The sequence below is a fragment of the Desulfosporosinus acidiphilus SJ4 genome, from assembly GCF_000255115.2.
Taxonomy (GTDB): Bacteria; Bacillota; Desulfitobacteriia; order Desulfitobacteriales; family Desulfitobacteriaceae; genus Desulfosporosinus; species Desulfosporosinus acidiphilus.
Genome location: NC_018068.1, coordinates 4,445,436 through 4,462,278 on the forward strand (window position 1 = coordinate 4,445,436; position 16,843 = coordinate 4,462,278).

At 44.8% G+C, this 16,843-nt stretch carries 17 protein-coding genes; all 17 read right to left on the reverse strand.

The window, feature by feature from the left end:
- Nucleotides 1-85 precede the first annotated feature (85 nt).
- The 17 genes from DESACI_RS20470 to aspA all read right to left on the reverse strand — a co-directional run bounded on the left by DESACI_RS20470 (nucleotide 86) and on the right by aspA (nucleotide 16,760).
- Entirely contained in the window at nucleotides 86-976 is an 891-nt protein-coding gene (locus DESACI_RS20470; protein WP_014829135.1) for a site-2 protease family protein, read from the reverse strand.
- Between the two features lie 69 nt (nucleotides 977-1,045).
- Nucleotides 1,046-1,828 (reverse strand): murein hydrolase activator EnvC family protein, encoded by a 783-nt coding sequence (locus tag DESACI_RS20475; RefSeq protein ID WP_014829136.1) that lies wholly within the window; start codon nucleotides 1,826-1,828, stop codon nucleotides 1,046-1,048.
- A 121-nt stretch (nucleotides 1,829-1,949) separates the two neighbouring features.
- Nucleotides 1,950-3,110 carry a rod shape-determining protein RodA gene (gene rodA / locus DESACI_RS20480; protein ID WP_014829137.1) on the reverse strand — a complete coding sequence of 387 codons (1,161 nt, stop codon included), beginning with the start codon at nucleotides 3,108-3,110 and terminating at the stop codon, nucleotides 1,950-1,952.
- A gap of 177 nt (nucleotides 3,111-3,287) precedes the next feature.
- Nucleotides 3,288-3,566 (reverse strand): cell division topological specificity factor MinE, encoded by a 279-nt coding sequence (gene minE, locus DESACI_RS20485; RefSeq protein WP_014829138.1) that lies wholly within the window; start codon nucleotides 3,564-3,566, stop codon nucleotides 3,288-3,290.
- A gap of 29 nt (nucleotides 3,567-3,595) precedes the next feature.
- Complete coding sequence (gene minD, locus DESACI_RS20490; RefSeq protein ID WP_014829139.1) at nucleotides 3,596-4,390, reverse strand: septum site-determining protein MinD; 795 nt, start codon at nucleotides 4,388-4,390, stop codon at nucleotides 3,596-3,598.
- 36 nt (nucleotides 4,391-4,426) lie between these two features.
- Nucleotides 4,427-5,107: a septum site-determining protein MinC gene (minC, locus tag DESACI_RS20495; RefSeq protein ID WP_014829140.1), complete on the reverse strand. Its 681-nt coding sequence runs from the start codon at nucleotides 5,105-5,107 to the stop codon at nucleotides 4,427-4,429.
- Nucleotides 5,108-5,218: 111 nt separating this feature from the next.
- Nucleotides 5,219-7,324: a penicillin-binding protein 2 gene (gene mrdA, locus DESACI_RS20500; protein ID WP_014829141.1), complete on the reverse strand. Its 2,106-nt coding sequence runs from the start codon at nucleotides 7,322-7,324 to the stop codon at nucleotides 5,219-5,221.
- A 180-nt stretch (nucleotides 7,325-7,504) separates the two neighbouring features.
- Nucleotides 7,505-8,011: a rod shape-determining protein MreD gene (mreD, locus tag DESACI_RS20505; protein WP_014829142.1), complete on the reverse strand. Its 507-nt coding sequence runs from the start codon at nucleotides 8,009-8,011 to the stop codon at nucleotides 7,505-7,507.
- The gene (gene mreC / locus DESACI_RS20510) at nucleotides 8,011-8,877 is read right to left on the reverse strand and encodes a rod shape-determining protein MreC (RefSeq protein WP_014829143.1); all 867 of its coding nucleotides are present in this window, start codon (nucleotides 8,875-8,877) and stop codon (nucleotides 8,011-8,013) included. The genes mreD and mreC overlap by 1 nt, the downstream gene beginning before the upstream one ends.
- Before the next feature lie 21 nt (nucleotides 8,878-8,898).
- Nucleotides 8,899-9,918, reverse strand: coding sequence for a rod shape-determining protein (locus tag DESACI_RS20515; protein WP_014829144.1), 1,020 nt, complete (start codon nucleotides 9,916-9,918; stop codon nucleotides 8,899-8,901).
- Between the two features lie 171 nt (nucleotides 9,919-10,089).
- Nucleotides 10,090-10,773 (reverse strand): RadC family protein, encoded by a 684-nt coding sequence (radC, locus tag DESACI_RS20520; protein ID WP_014829145.1) that lies wholly within the window; start codon nucleotides 10,771-10,773, stop codon nucleotides 10,090-10,092.
- Complete coding sequence (locus DESACI_RS20525; protein ID WP_014829146.1) at nucleotides 10,742-11,380, reverse strand: Maf family protein; 639 nt, start codon at nucleotides 11,378-11,380, stop codon at nucleotides 10,742-10,744. Before DESACI_RS20525 ends, radC begins: the two co-directional genes overlap by 32 nt.
- 1 nt (nucleotide 11,381) lies before the next feature.
- A complete protein-coding gene (locus DESACI_RS20530) occupies nucleotides 11,382-11,645 on the reverse strand; it encodes a DUF4321 domain-containing protein (RefSeq protein WP_014829147.1) in 264 nt (87 codons plus the stop codon).
- 222 nt (nucleotides 11,646-11,867) lie between these two features.
- Nucleotides 11,868-11,990, reverse strand: coding sequence for a hypothetical protein (locus DESACI_RS25600; RefSeq protein ID WP_282434144.1), 123 nt, complete (start codon nucleotides 11,988-11,990; stop codon nucleotides 11,868-11,870).
- Nucleotides 11,991-12,178: 188 nt separating this feature from the next.
- Nucleotides 12,179-12,739 (reverse strand): DUF1697 domain-containing protein, encoded by a 561-nt coding sequence (locus DESACI_RS20535; protein WP_014829148.1) that lies wholly within the window; start codon nucleotides 12,737-12,739, stop codon nucleotides 12,179-12,181.
- 396 nt (nucleotides 12,740-13,135) lie between these two features.
- Nucleotides 13,136-14,704: a hypothetical protein gene (locus DESACI_RS23265; protein WP_014829149.1), complete on the reverse strand. Its 1,569-nt coding sequence runs from the start codon at nucleotides 14,702-14,704 to the stop codon at nucleotides 13,136-13,138.
- Nucleotides 14,705-15,350: 646 nt separating this feature from the next.
- Complete coding sequence (aspA, locus tag DESACI_RS20545) at nucleotides 15,351-16,760, reverse strand: aspartate ammonia-lyase (RefSeq protein WP_014829150.1); 1,410 nt, start codon at nucleotides 16,758-16,760, stop codon at nucleotides 15,351-15,353.
- Nucleotides 16,761-16,843 lie beyond the last annotated feature (83 nt).

Below are 16,843 nucleotides of genomic sequence, written 5' to 3' on the forward strand. Positions count from 1 at the left end.
CTCCTTTGTGAACTTACATTATAACACAGATTGCAGGAAATACCCAATATTTTACGCAAGCCCCCTTAAATTTCCAAAAGGCCGTTTAACTGATTCTTTTCCCCAGTTTCCCCACCGGAAAGCGAATTCCTTCGTTGAGCATTCCCTCTAAAACATCCGTTTCCGTCAGGATTTTCTCCAGACCCATTTCTTCTTTGGTTAAACTGATCAGAGTATAACGATCAGGGGTGAATTTCTCAACAATGCGGACCAGGGGCGTATCGGGCTGCACCGTAAGCCACTTGCTGCGCATGAGGCCTTTCTTGAGAAGTTCCTCCTTTTTATGAGTCAGCTGGCGGAGAAAGGTAATATGAGCTGCCGATATTTCCTTGCTTCCGGCCAGCCAAAAGAATCCTCCCAGAACGATAAAGGTCAGGGGACCCTCAGAAAACTGCCCCTTGCTCCAAAGAAGAATCCCATAAAGCGTCAAGAGGACGCCCAGGCCTTTGCCCGCCCAGGCCAGAAATTTCGTGGTTCGCACAAAGCCGCAAGCGTCTGCCCAGAGAGCCCGCATGACCCGCCCTCCGTCCAAGGGCAGCACCGGCAGCAAGTTAAACACTGCCAGCCAGAGATTATAGCGTACAAAATCATTCGCCAGATCGCTTGCCCAGATTCCTTGCCACCTTAAACCCTGAGCAGTGAAGAGGAGAACAAGGTTAAAAGCCGGGCCGGCTAAAGCCATCACACTCTCCTCCAGCTTTCGCCCCTCGAAGAGATCATCGCAATAGGCCGCTCCTCCGAAGGGGAAAAGCTCTAAACCGACGACTTTAAAGCCATAAGCCCGGGCTGTTAAGAGATGAGCCAGCTCATGGCCTAATACTAATGCGAAGATGAGAAGAGCCTGGGTTACAAGACCCAGGACCCCGTAAATTGCCAGAACGAGAAAAAATGTTGGATGAATGCGCACACTTATCCCGAAAACCTTCAAAAGCTCCATCGTTATCCCGGTTCAAAACCAGGGACTTCACCTCTTTCCTTATTCAATGGCTTGTCAGGTTGATCTCGTTTAATTTTTAGATTGGGGCGGGACCAAATAAGGGATTGGATCAAGAGGCTTGTTGTTTTTGCGCAGTTCAAAGTGCAGCCAGGGCTTTTTCAGAGGAGCCGACAGCCCAACCGTGCCAATAACGCTTCCCCTGCTGATTCGCTGGCCCTTCTGCACATAGATTGATCCTAGATTGCCGAGAACAGTCGTCCACCCGTCACCCAAATCTGCTTTGACGATGTTCCCCAATTGAGGATCGCTTCCGACGAAAGTGACCACTCCGTCGGCCGGCGATTCCACTTTAGTTCCCAAGGCACTCTCAACATCAATTCCCTGGTGTACGGTTCCGGCAGCATTGCTGCCCCCTTCACCGACGATCCCGAATTTAGCCATCACCTGACCGGAGATAGGAGGCAGAAACTGTCCCAGCATCTTAGCATCGACAGGAACACTGCTATTGCTGACACCACCCAGAGACAGGGCGTCCTTGGCCATGCCGTTCATGGTAGTATAATAATTTCCCGAGTCCATAGCGCTGCGGTAAATACCATGAACTGCTTGTGAAAGGCCGTCCGAGCCATTGGCACTGAAAAATACCAAGAGAAATAACATGGCAGCCAAAAGAGTCTGCCTTTGAATCCCATTCCAGTTCTTAAAAAAATTCCCCCAGCTCTCTTTCGGCGAGTGTCGATATCCTCCGGGATTATACTGAGTATTTCTTGATTTTCCACGCCCCTTGTCTTTCCCTACTTCTTGAATAGCCCGTTCCCATTCCCAATCATCCCAGCGTTCAAATGGATTCATAGTTCAAGGCCTCACTTTTACCGTTGATTTCTATGACCAAGCTCGTACTATTTCTTTACTAGTTTATGAGAGGGCAAAAAAAATAGAACTCGTGAGAGTTCTATTTCGAAACATTAGGTGTTCAAAACATTAGGTGCTGACTCCTTAGATTGATGCTCAAGAGCAGTCCCACCGCCGCCATATTTGACCACATGGCGCTTCCTCCGAAACTGATCAAGGGTAAGGGAATTCCGGTTACGGGCATAATCCCTGAGGTCATTCCTACATTAACTAAGATATGAAAGGTAAACATGGATATGATACCAGTCCCTATCAGCATCCCATAGGGGTCCCGAGCTTTCATGGCGATACTGACACTGCGGAGAATAAATATCAGGAAAATAAAGAGCAAGGTCACTGTTCCGATAAAACCAAATTCTTCACCAACCACCGAAAAAATAAAATCAGTGTGATGTTCGGGAAGAAAATTCAGCTGCCCCTGGGTACCCATTCGATACCCTTTACCCCAGAAACCTCCTGAGCCAATGGCCCAGATAGACTGAATGATATGGTAGCCGTCCCCGGAGGTATCGGCTGCCGGATTAACGAAGATTGTCAGCCGCTTCAACTGATAATCCTGCATGGGCAAAGGAAGGCCTTGAGCCCAATGCAGCCACCACGGCAGGTCTGTGGCAAAATGAAGCCAGAGGGCAACCGCCACGATACAGGCCCCTCCCAGCAGCAAGCCTCCGAATTTGTAAGGATTTGCGCCGGCCACAAACATCATACCAATGAAAATTGCCGCAAAAACTAAGGTCGTCCCTAAGTCAGGCTGTTTAAAAATCAGCAGCATCGGTATCAAAACAAAAAGGAAAGGCAGAATAAAGTCTTTGAAATTATTCAGCTTTCCTTTACGATTCGCCAAAAAATCCGCCAGGGTTAAAATAATGAAAATTTTAGCGAACTCCGAAGGCTGGATGCTAAAACTTGAGGTGATGGGAATCCAGCGTGTTGCTCCCTTGGCGCTGGATCCGAAAAGAATAACCGCCAGGAGCAGAGCCAGATTCAAACCGTAAATCCACCAGCGAAAATGCCGCCATTTCTGATAATCTAAGGCAGCTATGACAACGGCTATGATAATCCCGCTGGCGATCCAAATCGCCTGAGCTTTCACATAATGCATAGGGTCTGCCTTATCAACATTGATCGAAGCCGTACTGAGAATAAATAAGCTCGCGGCCAGTAACAGAGCCGTAAAGACAACAAATAAAAGGTCTATGTTTCGATATACGCGTTTATCCACACAAGCTGTCCCCTTCATTAAATGTCGCAGCAGAATTATTATAAGTATGCACTTCAAACATTATAACACAACTCGACTTTTCTCCCCAACATATGGAGAAGGAAAAAAAACTGCAGCAACTTTACAGGTCGCTGCAGCTTTGAGTTCAAGAGCATACTTGTCTAAGCCATTGATGGTTTAACCTTTTGCCGCATAATCACGTTTCATTTTGATAACCGGAATATTGGCAACCAAGGCTACATCACGTTCATCTTGACAAAGATTAAATTCCAAGGCATTTTCGTCAATCTCCATATAGTTCGTGATTACCTTAACCAAATCTTCCCTCAACTTGTTTAGCATTGCGGGTGAAATACTGGCGCGGTCGTGAACCAAAACGAGTCGCAGACGTTCTTTGGCCAACGACTTGCTCGAGGCAGTTTCCTTGCCAAGTATGCGGCTGATAAATTCTAACAAGGACGATTCCTCCTCTCACTATCGAACAATTAACGTTTGCCGACGAGTCTTTTGAGTTTATCCATAAATCCTTCAGGCACGTCCAGGTTCATTAAGGGAACATCTTCTCCCTGTATCCGCTTCGTAATCCTTCGATAAGCCTCTCCGGCTTTAGAATTCTTATCCATAACACAAGGTTCTCCACGGTTCGTCGAAATGACAATGCTCTCGTCTTCCGGAACAACCCCGATCAGATCTATGGCCAAGATATCCAGAATATCATTGATGTCCATCATATCTCCCCGTTTTACCATCTGAGGACGAATACGATTGATAATCAATTTCGGATTTCTAAGATCTGCTGCCTCTAAAAGACCGATAATCCTGTCAGCATCCCTCACCGAGCTTACTTCCGGGGTGCAGACAACAATCGCCCGATCCGCTCCGGCAATAGCATTGCGAAAGCCTTGCTCAATTCCGGCGGGGCAATCAATAATGGCATAATCAAATTCTTGTTTTAACTCCTCAGACAAAACCTTCATCTGCTCCGGGCTGACGGCTGTTTTGTCCTTCGTTTGAGCCGCGGGGAGCAGATGGAGATTTTGAAAACGTTTATCTTTAATGAGCGCTTGCTTTAAACGGCAATTTTCACTCGTTACATCCACAAGATCATAGACAATTCGATTCTCCAGTCCCATCACAACATCAAGATTACGCAATCCGATATCTGTATCGACTAAGACTACTTTATGCCCTGCAGAAGCCAGTCCTGTCCCAATGTTCGCTGATGTTGTTGTCTTGCCTACGCCTCCTTTGCCGGAAGTTACGACGATTACCTCTCCCATATTCTGACCTACCTTTCCGCTTAGTACTTATTCTTCTTAACGACCTTTGCCACGATAACCTGTCAAACCAGCTGCTTCGACAATCAAACGGTCATCTTTAATTCTGGCAATTTCCGGTCCTCGTTCCTCTGATTCCTCATCAGGTGCTCTTGTTACTAAATCTGCAATTCTCAGCTGTGTCGGTGCCAGATGATAGGCACTTACTGAGGCTGTCCGTTCTCCGGTGGCCCCTGCATGAGCTACGCCGCGCAAAGACCCCAAAACAACAATATTTCCGGTAGCAATAATCTCTGCACCGGGATTAACATCACCCAGCACTACAACATGCCCTTCAAATTGCACACTCTTCCCGGAACGCATCGTGCGTTCCACAAAGAGGCATTGTCCCGAGACCATCCCTTCATCGACAGCCCGCGTTTCTTTCTCTTCCGCGTGGGATTGAATTTTTCCCGGCACGTACACTTCCTCCGTCGTTAACCATCCCCCAAGTTCCAACTGGTGCTCACTTAAGAGGTTTGTTAACTGATCATGCTCACCCTCTGAGTATTCTTTGCTTCCTGCAAAACACCGAACTGTCGCACCCTTTAGGAATTGAACTGAATCCTTCAGCAACTTATCGAGTTCCGTCATCAACAATCCAAACTCCGCAGCCGGATCAAAGTACAGCACCAGTCCTTCGCGGGTGCCCTTTAGGGCAACATGTTCTGTCCGTGTCAACCTGCACAATCCTCCATTGCTTTTCATAATAAATGCCTACTATAAATTCTACAAGCCTGTCCCAATTCCCTTTTCTTCTTAAAAAAAAACGAGGAGAAATTTCCTCGTTTTTTAGCCCCCATTCGTGGATTTCCATCCAAAATACTTCATAAATGCCGCCCTAGCGACGTATCCTGCCGTATCCCCGCCGTGACTTCCATATTCAACGACTCCGGCAAAGGCTATCTGAGGATGATCATAGGGAGCAAAGGCCACAAACATCCCGTTATAGACATCTGCATTACTAGTATTTACTGATCCGGTTTGAGCGGTACCTGTCTTAGCACCGCCTGAAAAGTCGGGAATATCGGAAAACAGAAAAGCTGCTGTTCCTTCGCCTGTTGTCGCGGCCTGCATCCCCTGCTTGACTGTAGCCAAAACGTCCGGCGAGATCGAGACCGTATTTTCGACTTTAGGCTGATTTTGCATGACTACTTTTCCCGTCAAAGGATCGCTTATTTTATTCACAATGTAGGGACGATAGTGTTTGCCGCCATTGACGATGGTTGCCACGTAATTCGCCAATTGGAGAGGCGTATAATCATTGTACCCTTGCCCGATAGCATTGTTATAACTGTCATAAGCTTTCCAAGCCACGTACTGATCGACCATTTGCTGATACCAAACCTGAACTTGCTTTTTCTCCTGATCTTCAGCAGACTGCAGTTTCTGTTTCGTCTGAGTATCCTTAGCCTGAGCTAATTTTGGTGCATATTTACTGTTGATAGCAGCGAGTTTCTGATCCCGCTGTTTGGCATATTGGGGTTCAATATTGGCCTTTTTCCATTGTTCTGAAGGTACAAGTCCCTTTGCTTCACCGGGTAAATCGACACCGGTGTAAGTCCCCAAACCAAATTCATGGGCAATCTGGCCAATAAATTCCGGATTGGCGTCAAAAACCCGCCGGCCCACAACTTCAAAATAGATATCCGAGGATAAGGCCAGAGCCCGATAAATATTCACAAGGCCAAAATTATTTCCGCCCCATTCTACAAACCCTTGTTTTTGAGCTACGATATTTCCCAGCGAGGAGAGTACGTCATTAATTTTTTCATCCGGCGTCGTTAATTTCAATTGCAAAGCAGCCATTGCCGTAATCATTTTAAAGGTAGAACCAGGCGGGTAAAGCCCTGCTAAGGCGCGGTTCAGGGAAGCCGCCGGTGCATCTTTATTGGTAAAGTATTTATCCGAAACTTGTTGAGAAATATTTCCGATCAAATCATTGGGGTCCATACTCGGCCGGGAGGCCATAGCCAATATCTTGCCTGTATTGACATCAATGACCACAGCTGCACCCGATTTGGCGTTGGGATTCGTGTCTCTTTGAACATTGGCTATAACCTGATCCAAGCTGTCTTCCACCGTTTTTTGCAAGTCGGCGTCGATAGTCAGCTGAATTGTCTTTCCGGGTTCCGGTGTCTGAACTATCTTTTTGGTCAAAGGGCGGGCATTATTGTCGACTTCAACTTGTTGCACCCCTTCTTTACCGCGCAGCCAAAAATCATAAGTCTTTTCCACACCGTCCTTACCCACCAGGTCCCCCTGAGAATAGGTAAATCCGGCTTTTTGAGCATCGGGGTTTTTATTAAACTGATCAATTTCATTGGGACCGATCTCCCGCACATAGCCAAGAATCTGTCCTGCTAAGGTATGCTGAGGGTAAGAGCGGATTGGCGTTGCATCCACGCTGACCCCGGGAAGTTCATCTTGATGCTCGGCAATAACGGCTTGAAGCTGTTGAGGAACATTCTCCAAGATTGTAACCGGGCGGTAACGTTCCCACTGGTGGTTTTGGATATTGACTAAAATATCGACATCGATAGCATCAACAGTTTCGTTGGCATTAGGCCAATAGGGCTTTATAAAGCCCGCTAAACGCATAACTACGTCTTTCCAGTTGGTCGTTTTAGACTGCTGAAGATCAAGCCAGTCTAAGGTTAGGACAAACTCCGGCACGCTGGTGGCCAAAAGCTTATTGTTTTTGTCAACAATATCGCCGCGAGTGGTTGGAATCTTCACAAGCTGCATAACGTTGCCTTTAGCCATTTCCGAATAGTAAGATCCCTCAGCAATTTGCAAATGCCAAAGGTTTAAACCCAAAATCAAAAAAACAATAACCACGACCGCCGAGAGACCCCAAAAACGATGGACATATGGTTTTCGTTCTTTGTCATCCATTTCAAAAACTCCTCCAATTCGATGTTCCTGGCTCGATATTCCTGGTTCGATTTCCCTGGTTCGAAACGGATTCGATTTATTGAATCGAAGAACGGAATCAGTTGTATTATTTAGAGTTAAAACCATCATTATTTTATGGACTTAAGTGCTAATTCATGAGTTTTAGTATTCGGTAATAGATTATCGTTCATATCTTGGTCTGTACCGCAGCCAGCCGTACTGGAAAGACCTGTGAATCAAAGGATAGGTGATTGGAACGAGAACAGCATTGTATAATGCGACTCCAAACACTAATTGGGCTATGTCAGCCATCGACCATTGCAGTCCTGCTCCCAAGGCCAAAAAAGCTACACAAATTTGCCCAACCGCCGTAACTATGAAGACCATGAACGTTGTCAGCAAGAAATTTTCCCGATACCAGCGTTCCGTCAGCCAGTTGCTTAAGAAGGCCACTACTAAGAGAGTAAGAGTATACATTCCTATATACCGGCCTAAATAAAAGTCTTCCAACAGCCCCGCACCTAAACCCCAAAGCAAACTGGAAAGCCGCCGGTGGTGCGCGGCCATATAGATGGTCAAGAGCATGAGAAGATCCGGTTTAATGCCTGACCAGGCCCAAAAGTGGAAAAGCGTCCCCGGCAAGATCAAGCTTAGAAGAAACATGACTGTAATCAGGATGTAGCGCATTATTTTGCCCCCACCATTTTCACAATATAGACTTCTTCAAGAGAATCAAAGTCAACCAAGGGTTCGATGTATGCCGTCTTGAGCAGACCGGAAGGGTCAAGCTCGATTTCTTTAACTTTCCCGATGGGGACATCTTGAGGGTAAACTCCGCCCTGACCGGAAGTCAGGACCAGATTTCCAACATTGACATTATCCGCCCGGCGAAAGAGCATTTCCAAATTCCCCTCAGGGGTCAGACGAGAACCCCGTTTATAAGTACCCTGTACAATTCCGAAGGTACCATTGCCTGCACTATCGCGCACGACAGCACTTACTTGTCCTTCACCATCGAGAATCATCAGAACTTCAGACGTTGTCGGTGAAACACTAACAACCTTACCCACCAAACCTAAGTCTCCGATCACAGGATCATTAATCTGAACCCCATCATTGCTTCCTCGATTTACAGTCAATGTGCTGTACCAGGATGTCGGGTTGCGATTGATGATCGTTGCCCCTACTTTGGTATACTTATCAAGGGTCGGGCTGCGAAATACTCCTTGGTCAAGTTCTGAGTATCGCAAGCCGGCCAGCACTTGTTCTTTAAGTTTTAGGTTATCACCGGTAAGCTGATCTACTTTTTTGTGTAATTCTTGATTTTCCTGCTCAACATTTCTGAAATTCCACAGAACTTTGGTATTATCTCGAATTCCGTTTCCCAACTGAAGAATAGGCTTCTCTACGACACTCAACACTCTTTGCATAGCTCCCCCTACGGGATTGGGGAACCGGCTGCCAAGACCCGTCAAGCGAATACTTATTAATACGCCCAGCAACAGAAAGAAAACGAGAACCGCAATTCCCGTTACATTAACTCTCTTCCCCACCAAGATTCCTCCCCGCTATTCCTAGCTTTTTTGCGAGGCAGCTATTTTACGAAGGACATCAGCGTGTTCCAGGACATGTCCTGTCCCGTGAACAACACAAGACAGAGGGTCCTCCGCCAAGTGCACCGCAATGCCTGTTTCATCGGATATCAGCCGATCAAGATTGCGAAGCAATGAGCCTCCGCCCGCCATCATAATTCCTCGGTCCATAATGTCGGAAGATAATTCCGGCGGAGTCTTCTCCAGGCACGATTTAACCGCATCAACAATGGCCATCACCGGTTCCTGCAAGGCTTCTTGGATTTCCTCTGCAGAGACATCAATGGTTTTTGGAAGTCCTGTTAATAAATCTCGCCCGCGCACCGTGTAATTGCCCGGTTCAGCCATATAAGCATAACCGATTTCAAATTTCAGGGACTCAGCGGTGCGGTAACCCACCATTAAATTATATCGTCTCTTAATATGAGCTACAATGGCATCGTCCATCTCGTCTCCTGCCACTCGGATTGAACGGCTGGTTACGATTCCTCCCAGAGATATGACTGCAACTTCTGTGGTGCCGCCGCCAATGTCTACAATCATATTGCCTGTCGGTTCACTGACCGGAAGTCCTGCGCCGATGGCTGCTGCCATCGGTTCTTCCAGAATCATGGGATCCTTGGCACCGGCGGCCATGGCAGCTTCTTTAACTGCGCGTTCTTCAACGGGTGTAACACCGGAAGGCACACAAATGACCACCCTGGGGCGAATAAAAGGATGATCCGTTCCGAGAGCACGGCTGATAAAGTATTTCAACATTTTCTGAGTAATATTAAAATCCGAAATAACCCCGTCTTTAAGAGGGCGAATAGCCACAATATTGCTGGGAGTACGGCCAATCATTTCCTTAGCTTTGTCTCCGACTGCCATTGGGGTCTTCGTCATAATATCCATCGCAACAACGGAGGGTTCACGTACAACAATACCTTTTCCCTTTAAATGAACTAATGAGTTCGCTGTCCCAAGGTCAATCCCTAAATCCCGGCTGAAAAAACTAAACATGGTTTGTAAAAACTCCTTCCAGTCACACTCTCTATACGAACAGTATACCCGTTCAAACCTAAAATTACCAAACGCCAAATATTATACCATAGTTCTAATTTCCTGATCTTCAGATTTTAGATCTGATTTCAGATCTTTAGATCTTTAGATTTATTCGAACCCCGAACCTCGCTATATGACTCCCCGTTCCTTCAAGCTGACATAACGGTTATCCCCAATGATAACGTGATCAAGAACCTCAATACCGAGAATCTTTCCCCCGTCTGCCAGGCGGCGGGTAACTTCTATGTCTTCCTTACTGGGAGTCGGGTCACCGCTGGGATGATTATGTAATAAAATAATAGCATTCGAATTTCTCCGAATGGCTTCTTTAAAACATTCTCTGGGATGAACCAGCGATGAATTGAGTGAACCAATCGAGATGGGGCTGATCCCCAAGACATGATTTTTTGTCGAGAGGGAAACCACCCGAAAATGCTCCCTGTCCAAATAGCGCATTTCTTCCATAACAATATGCGCCACATCTTGCGGCGAATTAACGGTCGGCCTAGACATGGGGTCCACTGAAACTGATCGGCGACCCAATTCTAGAGCAGCCTTTAACTCGGCGGACTTCGCCTTTCCTAAACCGTGAATCTGAGCTAATTCATGAACCGTAAGCTTTCCTAACCCCGAAAGGCCGCCTACCCCTGCCAGAATACGTTCTGCCAGTGTTAAAACGTTTTCCCCTTTAAGGCCTGTACGCAGGAGGATTGCCAGGATTTCGCTGTTAGACAGCACCTCCGGTCCTAATAAACAAAGTCTTTCCCGCGGCAGCAGTTCCTCAGGTAGATCTTTCAGACGCCGATACTCCATGATTCACCTCGCGTGAAGCGATATTTGCCTGCATAATCCCCCACGCCTTAAGTTCATCTGTTAAGTATTCCATCGGAAGCCCAATAACATTTGTCAGTGATCCCTCAACAGAAGTGACAAACTTTCTGGCTTCTCCCTGAATTCCATAGGCACCCGCTTTATCCATCGGTTCTCCGCTTTTGACATAGTCTTTAATTTCCTGAGGGGACATTTGACGGAAAACCACAAAAGTTTCAATTACCTCAGTCTTCAGTTTTCCAAACCCATTCAACAAGGCCACACCGGTCAGAACAACATGAGTTCGTCCACTTAACTCTTGCAGCATTTCCTCTGCTTCCTGCGGATTTGACGGTTTACCTAAGATTCGGGTATCCAACACAACCATGGTGTCAGCTCCCAGCACAACATCCAAAGAGTCTCCTCCGAGTTTAAGCCACTGCTGAAGACCTGCTCTCGCTTTGCGTTCTGCCAATTCTCTAACTCCAGGCTTCGGTAGCATTCCAACCGGCAGCGTCTCAGAGACAGTCGATCTAACCGTTTGAAATAAAAAGCCGGCCTCTTGAAGCAGCATTGCTCTCCTGGGAGATGTGGATGCAAGAACAAGCATCTTACCACTTCCTTGATAACATATATCCACCCAGCGCACCTAAAAGTGTGGCACTGGTAATGCTTAGACGAAAGCCAAAGGAAAGCGAGAGAAAAAAGAAATCGAGATAAGTATGTGACGGAAAATCAATGACAGCCGGCTTTAAAAATGGTGCAAATATGCCATATTTATCCAAGCCAAACCCGACTAGAGTCCCAAGGGCAGCTCCTATTAAAATGAGCAATATCATTCTCCCTGTCCCTGAAGAATTTCGCCCAACCGCCATAGTTTTTTCCCCTTCCATCGTCAGAAATTCAGTCTTTTATCTAGAAATCCCCAAACTATGACTTCTCATTTAGTGTAGCATCTTACCCTTGACTAAGCAAGTTCGTACCCCCTGCCGGAAGCCTAAAAAAAGACATACTTTTATTAAAGCTGCAAAGTGAGGAACGGTTCTTTACTGCACGAAACAGAGTTCATACAATAAAGAACCGCTCCTGGTTCCATTCTAACGCGGCAGAATGCCGGCAACAATTATAACGACTAAGGCGATCACGATACATACCCCAATAATAATTTTGTTCTGCTTTCCAGCGTTCATTTTATGCCACGGTAATCGTCGATCCGACAAACCAAGCGTCCCCCTATGTCTAATTTTTACTCTTACTGTAAAATATAGTTAAGAACGTGTAAATAGTCCAAATAGCCTATCCTTTGTCAAATCTTCGACACATCTCTCTCGTCATTTTTAGGATAGGACGATGGTACCGGATGTTTATGGCAAATTCCTCCACAAGGGCGCGGCATCCTATTTTGACCTTAAGTCTCCTTGGTCTTGGCTAAGGCCGCAATCTTACTGATTGTTTTCCAGTTTCGCATGGTTGCCGGAACTCCAAGCTTATAGAGATTATTGGCAAGTTGTGAGTTTCGAATACTCTGGTGAAGCAAAAGAAATACATCCCGACCAATAATTTGAAATTGATTATTCGTGTTTGCGTAGGTATCCAAAGACACGATCTTTTCCTTTAAAGGTTCATGAGTCAACAATGCCACATATTGGCTCTCAAAATCCGACCCCTCTGCCGCTGCAGCGGTTTCTTCCTCAGAGAATGGGTAATCCGAAATCAGTTGCTGCAGCTCTGCTGATGTCCTCAAAACCACCGTCACTGAAAACCCAAAAGTCGCCTCGATTTGATGTTCCAGTCTGTTCCGAAGAGATTCCTCTTGTTCATTTGATTTAAACAAGACATTACCGCTTTGTATATACGTTTGCACATCGGAAAGACCCATTGCTTCAAATACCTTTTTTAGATCCACCATCTTTATAACATTCTTTCCGCCTACATTTATGCCGCGCAATAGCGCGATATAAGTTGTCATGTTGCCGGCTCCTTTTTCAGTTAAGTACTAAGTACAAAAATATTACGCGTCTTTTCTTCCAATATAGTTCCAGTGCCGTCATGTTCGATTATATTATTGTCTGCAATTTCCGAATACTGAACCAGGAACAATATGTCAGTGCAATAATTTTCTATGATGGACCTGATTAGCTATGAATAGGACCGAATATTTGCGAATCTGTAATAGGCATAGGTAAAGAGCTATCCCCTTCTTGAGGATACCTCTTTACCCCTTATCTCTTTATCTCTTTATCTATTTATCTATTTATCTATTTATCTCGTTACCCCTTTTATCTCTTTACCTTTTTATCACTTTATCTTTTTACTTTAAATTTTTTCCTTTCTTGAGTCCCACTGTTTAGATCTATACCTGCATCTATTTTAAATCAGCGGGCATATTTCCAATATTCAGCGCAGTTTTGACTCCGGTTTCTTTATCTGTTATGGAAACTATAATTGTTTTATCTGAGTCATTTAAATTATAGGTTATTGTACAAGTTCTATCTTTTGGCTGTAAAGATATCATTGAATTGACTGAGGAACTCAAAACAAGTTGAGATGCAGAAACTTTTGATGTAATATCTGTTCCTTCTTTGTTAAGTATTTGATATTGCAACTGAGCGTAGGATTTAAACGTAATCATATCCGTAGGGATGAAAGAGATTTGAGCTATTTTCAGATCATCGGTATTGCTACCTATCGTATTATCTGATTCCGAACTTGCCAGGTTTAGTAACGCTGAAACACCGATACCTTTTTCGTGCCTTAAACTAACCAGGATTTGTGGGTCACTCTTCGAAAAATCATACGTTATCGTTCCTATCCCTGTTGATGGATCTAAACTTACGGCAGCTTTGGTGGTGCTGGTTAAGGCAGTAACATTGAGATCTGTTGCCGGAACCGCCTTGGTGATATCCATATAATTATGGTCTAATATTTTGTATTGGAAGGTTGCTGTATCCGTTCCGGTCTTTGTTAAATCACCTGAAACAAAACTAATTCTGTAAATTGCCGAAGCAGTCGTTGATTGAACTGGGTCCGGAGTTGAATTCACGGATATTGCCGAGTCAGTGGTTGATTCAGTTGTAGAATCTGCAGTTATTGCTGAGCCGGTGGTTGACTCATCCGCCGAATTTACGGATATTGCTGAATCAGTCGTTGATTCAGTCGTTGATTCTGCTGATATTGCCGAAGAAGTTGTAGTTTGAACTGGATCCGGAACTGGGTCTAACCCTAATGTATTTAAGACAGCAGTTATTCCTGTCCGTTTATCTCTAAGCGTGGTTCTGATAAGCTGATTCGTCTCGGAGGTATTAAAGGTTATGATACCTGTTCCTGTGGAGGGATCTAAATCAACACTTGAATCAATTGATGAAAACGCTTCGATCTCGGAAGCGGGAATTTCTTGAGTAATATCATTTATGAAATTGATTATTTGATATTTGAAGGTGGCAGTGTTGGGTCCGGTCTTAGTTAAAGAATCGGAAAGAAAATGAATTCCATCGACCCTTTTAAGGCTATCTGCATCAGAATTGCCTATGATTAAAGTTTTCGAGTCTCCGCTGCAATATCTGGGCGTTAAGAAAATTTTAATGTATTTGTCGGCTTCAGAAAAATTATAGGTCAGGGTACAGGTCCCAGTTAGGGGATCTAAGCTGGCAGCGGCTCTTCCTCCGCCATTTTCCCAACCATCTGTGGAAATTCTCGCGTCTACCGTTAGATCGGAAGCAGGGACCTCAGAAGTTATGTCTATGCCATGTACACCAAATAATTTGTAGTGGAAAGTTCCTGTGGTTGGGCTGGACATAACTAATCGATCTCCAACAATTTGAGTAGATAGTGGGTCTGGCCAGCCATGGGATAGGGGCAAAGCAAAAACGTTGGTGGAGGAAATAAGTAAGAATATTAAGACAACTACCAAGGAGTTTCGGATAGTTTTAAACATATTAGCAAACACCTCTTTCTGGTTAATTATACTTATTTGTTCATGGAGCAAGATTACTAAATACGAAATTCCCCAAATGGATAACCTTCGCTTTCATGTAACTATCGATACGTCATAACCCATGCCCAGTGATTAAATCCAATACTATTTATTATCCGCCCCTCCTAATTCACAAAGCAGAAGCATTTTGGTATGATTCTCCGATTTTATTTTATATTTCTTTTTGTACTTCTATATTTCTACGCCGTTGATATCCTCACTAGTCCTATTATATTAACTCACTCAAACGGACCGATGCTAAAGTCAATAGTCGGCAATTTTCCTATTGTAACTAATTTTGCTTTCCACGATAAAATTTGATATAACGCAGGGAAAAAGCAGCAGGTATAATCTTTATATTTTCTACAGGCTCATGAATATTCCTTCTAAGTAAGTAAAATAATGGATTCCTGTCCATTCAATTTTCCCGCATGCCTATAGTAGTAAGTCTTTAATAAAAACTAGAAAGAGCATAATGTGCCTCTAACACATTATGCTCTCCATGGATGGGCTGCTTTTGCTTTTCACGTCACGTCATATTAAGACAATCAACGTTGCAAACGCGATCATCAATGACGTCACTTGATAACATCTATTGGCCTTTCGGTTATTTTCTCTTTAACAGTTCCGCACCGGCAATACCTGGTTTGGTCATTTCATAAGGATGTAAAATCAAATCCAGTTCCTCCGAAGTTAAGACTCCCTTTTCCAGTACAATATCACGAACGGGCCGGCCGCTCATAATCGCTTCCTTGGCCACTCCGGAGGCCACTTCATATCCTACATGCGGATTGATGGCAGTGACAATTCCAACGCTGTTTTCCACCATATTCCGGCATCGTTCCACATTTGCTGTGATCCCTGCCACACAGCGTTCTCGAAAAACGCGAATAACGTTGCGCAAAATATCCAGGGATTGAAGCAAATTAAACACGATTACTGGCTCCATAACATTAAGCTCAAGCTGCCCAGCACCACAAGCTAAGGCAATTGTAAAATCATTTCCCTGCACCTGAAAAGATACTTGATTAACCACTTCAGCCATCACTGGGTTTACTTTGCCCGGCATAATCGAAGATCCCGGCTGCATTGGAGGCAGATTAATTTCATTCAAGCCGGTTCGCGGCCCTGAAGCCATAAGGCGCAAATCATTTGCCACTTTGGAAAGATTAACGGCTAAGGTTTTTAAGACTCCCGAAACCTCCATGAAGGCATCCGTATTCTGTGTTGCATCGACCAAATCTTCGGCCATCCTCATTGGCAGGCCTGTCCATTCAACTAAACGTTCAGATACCTTTTCAATATACTTCGGATCAGCATTCAAGCCCGTTCCTACCGCGGTCGCGCCCATATTCATTACCTCAAGGGCCTGCATAGCCTGTTTCAAGCGCTTAAGGTCACGTCCCATCATATGAGCATAAGCCGAGAATTCCTGACCAAGGCGAATAGGCACCGCATCTTGCAAATGGGTCCTCCCCATTTTAATAATACCGTCAAATTCCTGCGCTTTTTCCTCCAAAGATTGACGCAATTCATCTAAAGCCTTCATTAAATCCATGGCAACATTTAAACAGGCAATTCGAATTGCCGTAGGAAAGACATCGTTAGTGCTTTGAGCCATATTCACATGAACATTAGGGTGAGCTTTAAAGTACTCGCCTTTTTTACCCCCAAGAATCTCGATAGCCCGATTAGCAATGACCTCATTGGCATTCATATTAATTGAGGTTCCAGCCCCGCCTTGAATTACATCAACTACAAACTGGTCATGAAACTTCCCATCAATAAGTTCCTTAGAAGCTTCAACGATAGCCTTGCCGATAGCGGGACTGAGAGAACCAATAAACATATTAGCTTCAGCAGCAGCCCCTTTAACCATGCCCAGAGCCCGGATTAATTCTCGGTGAGGATGATACCCTGTAATCGGAAAATTTTCGGTCGCCCTCAGTGTTTGAATTCCATAATAGACATCATCGGGAACATCATGAACCCCTATTAAATCTTTCTCCTGACGCATGCCACATCTCCTCCAATCTTTAAGCAAGTATACAAACTATAGTTAAGTATGTATATTGTATACATTATACAACTTTTCTGAAA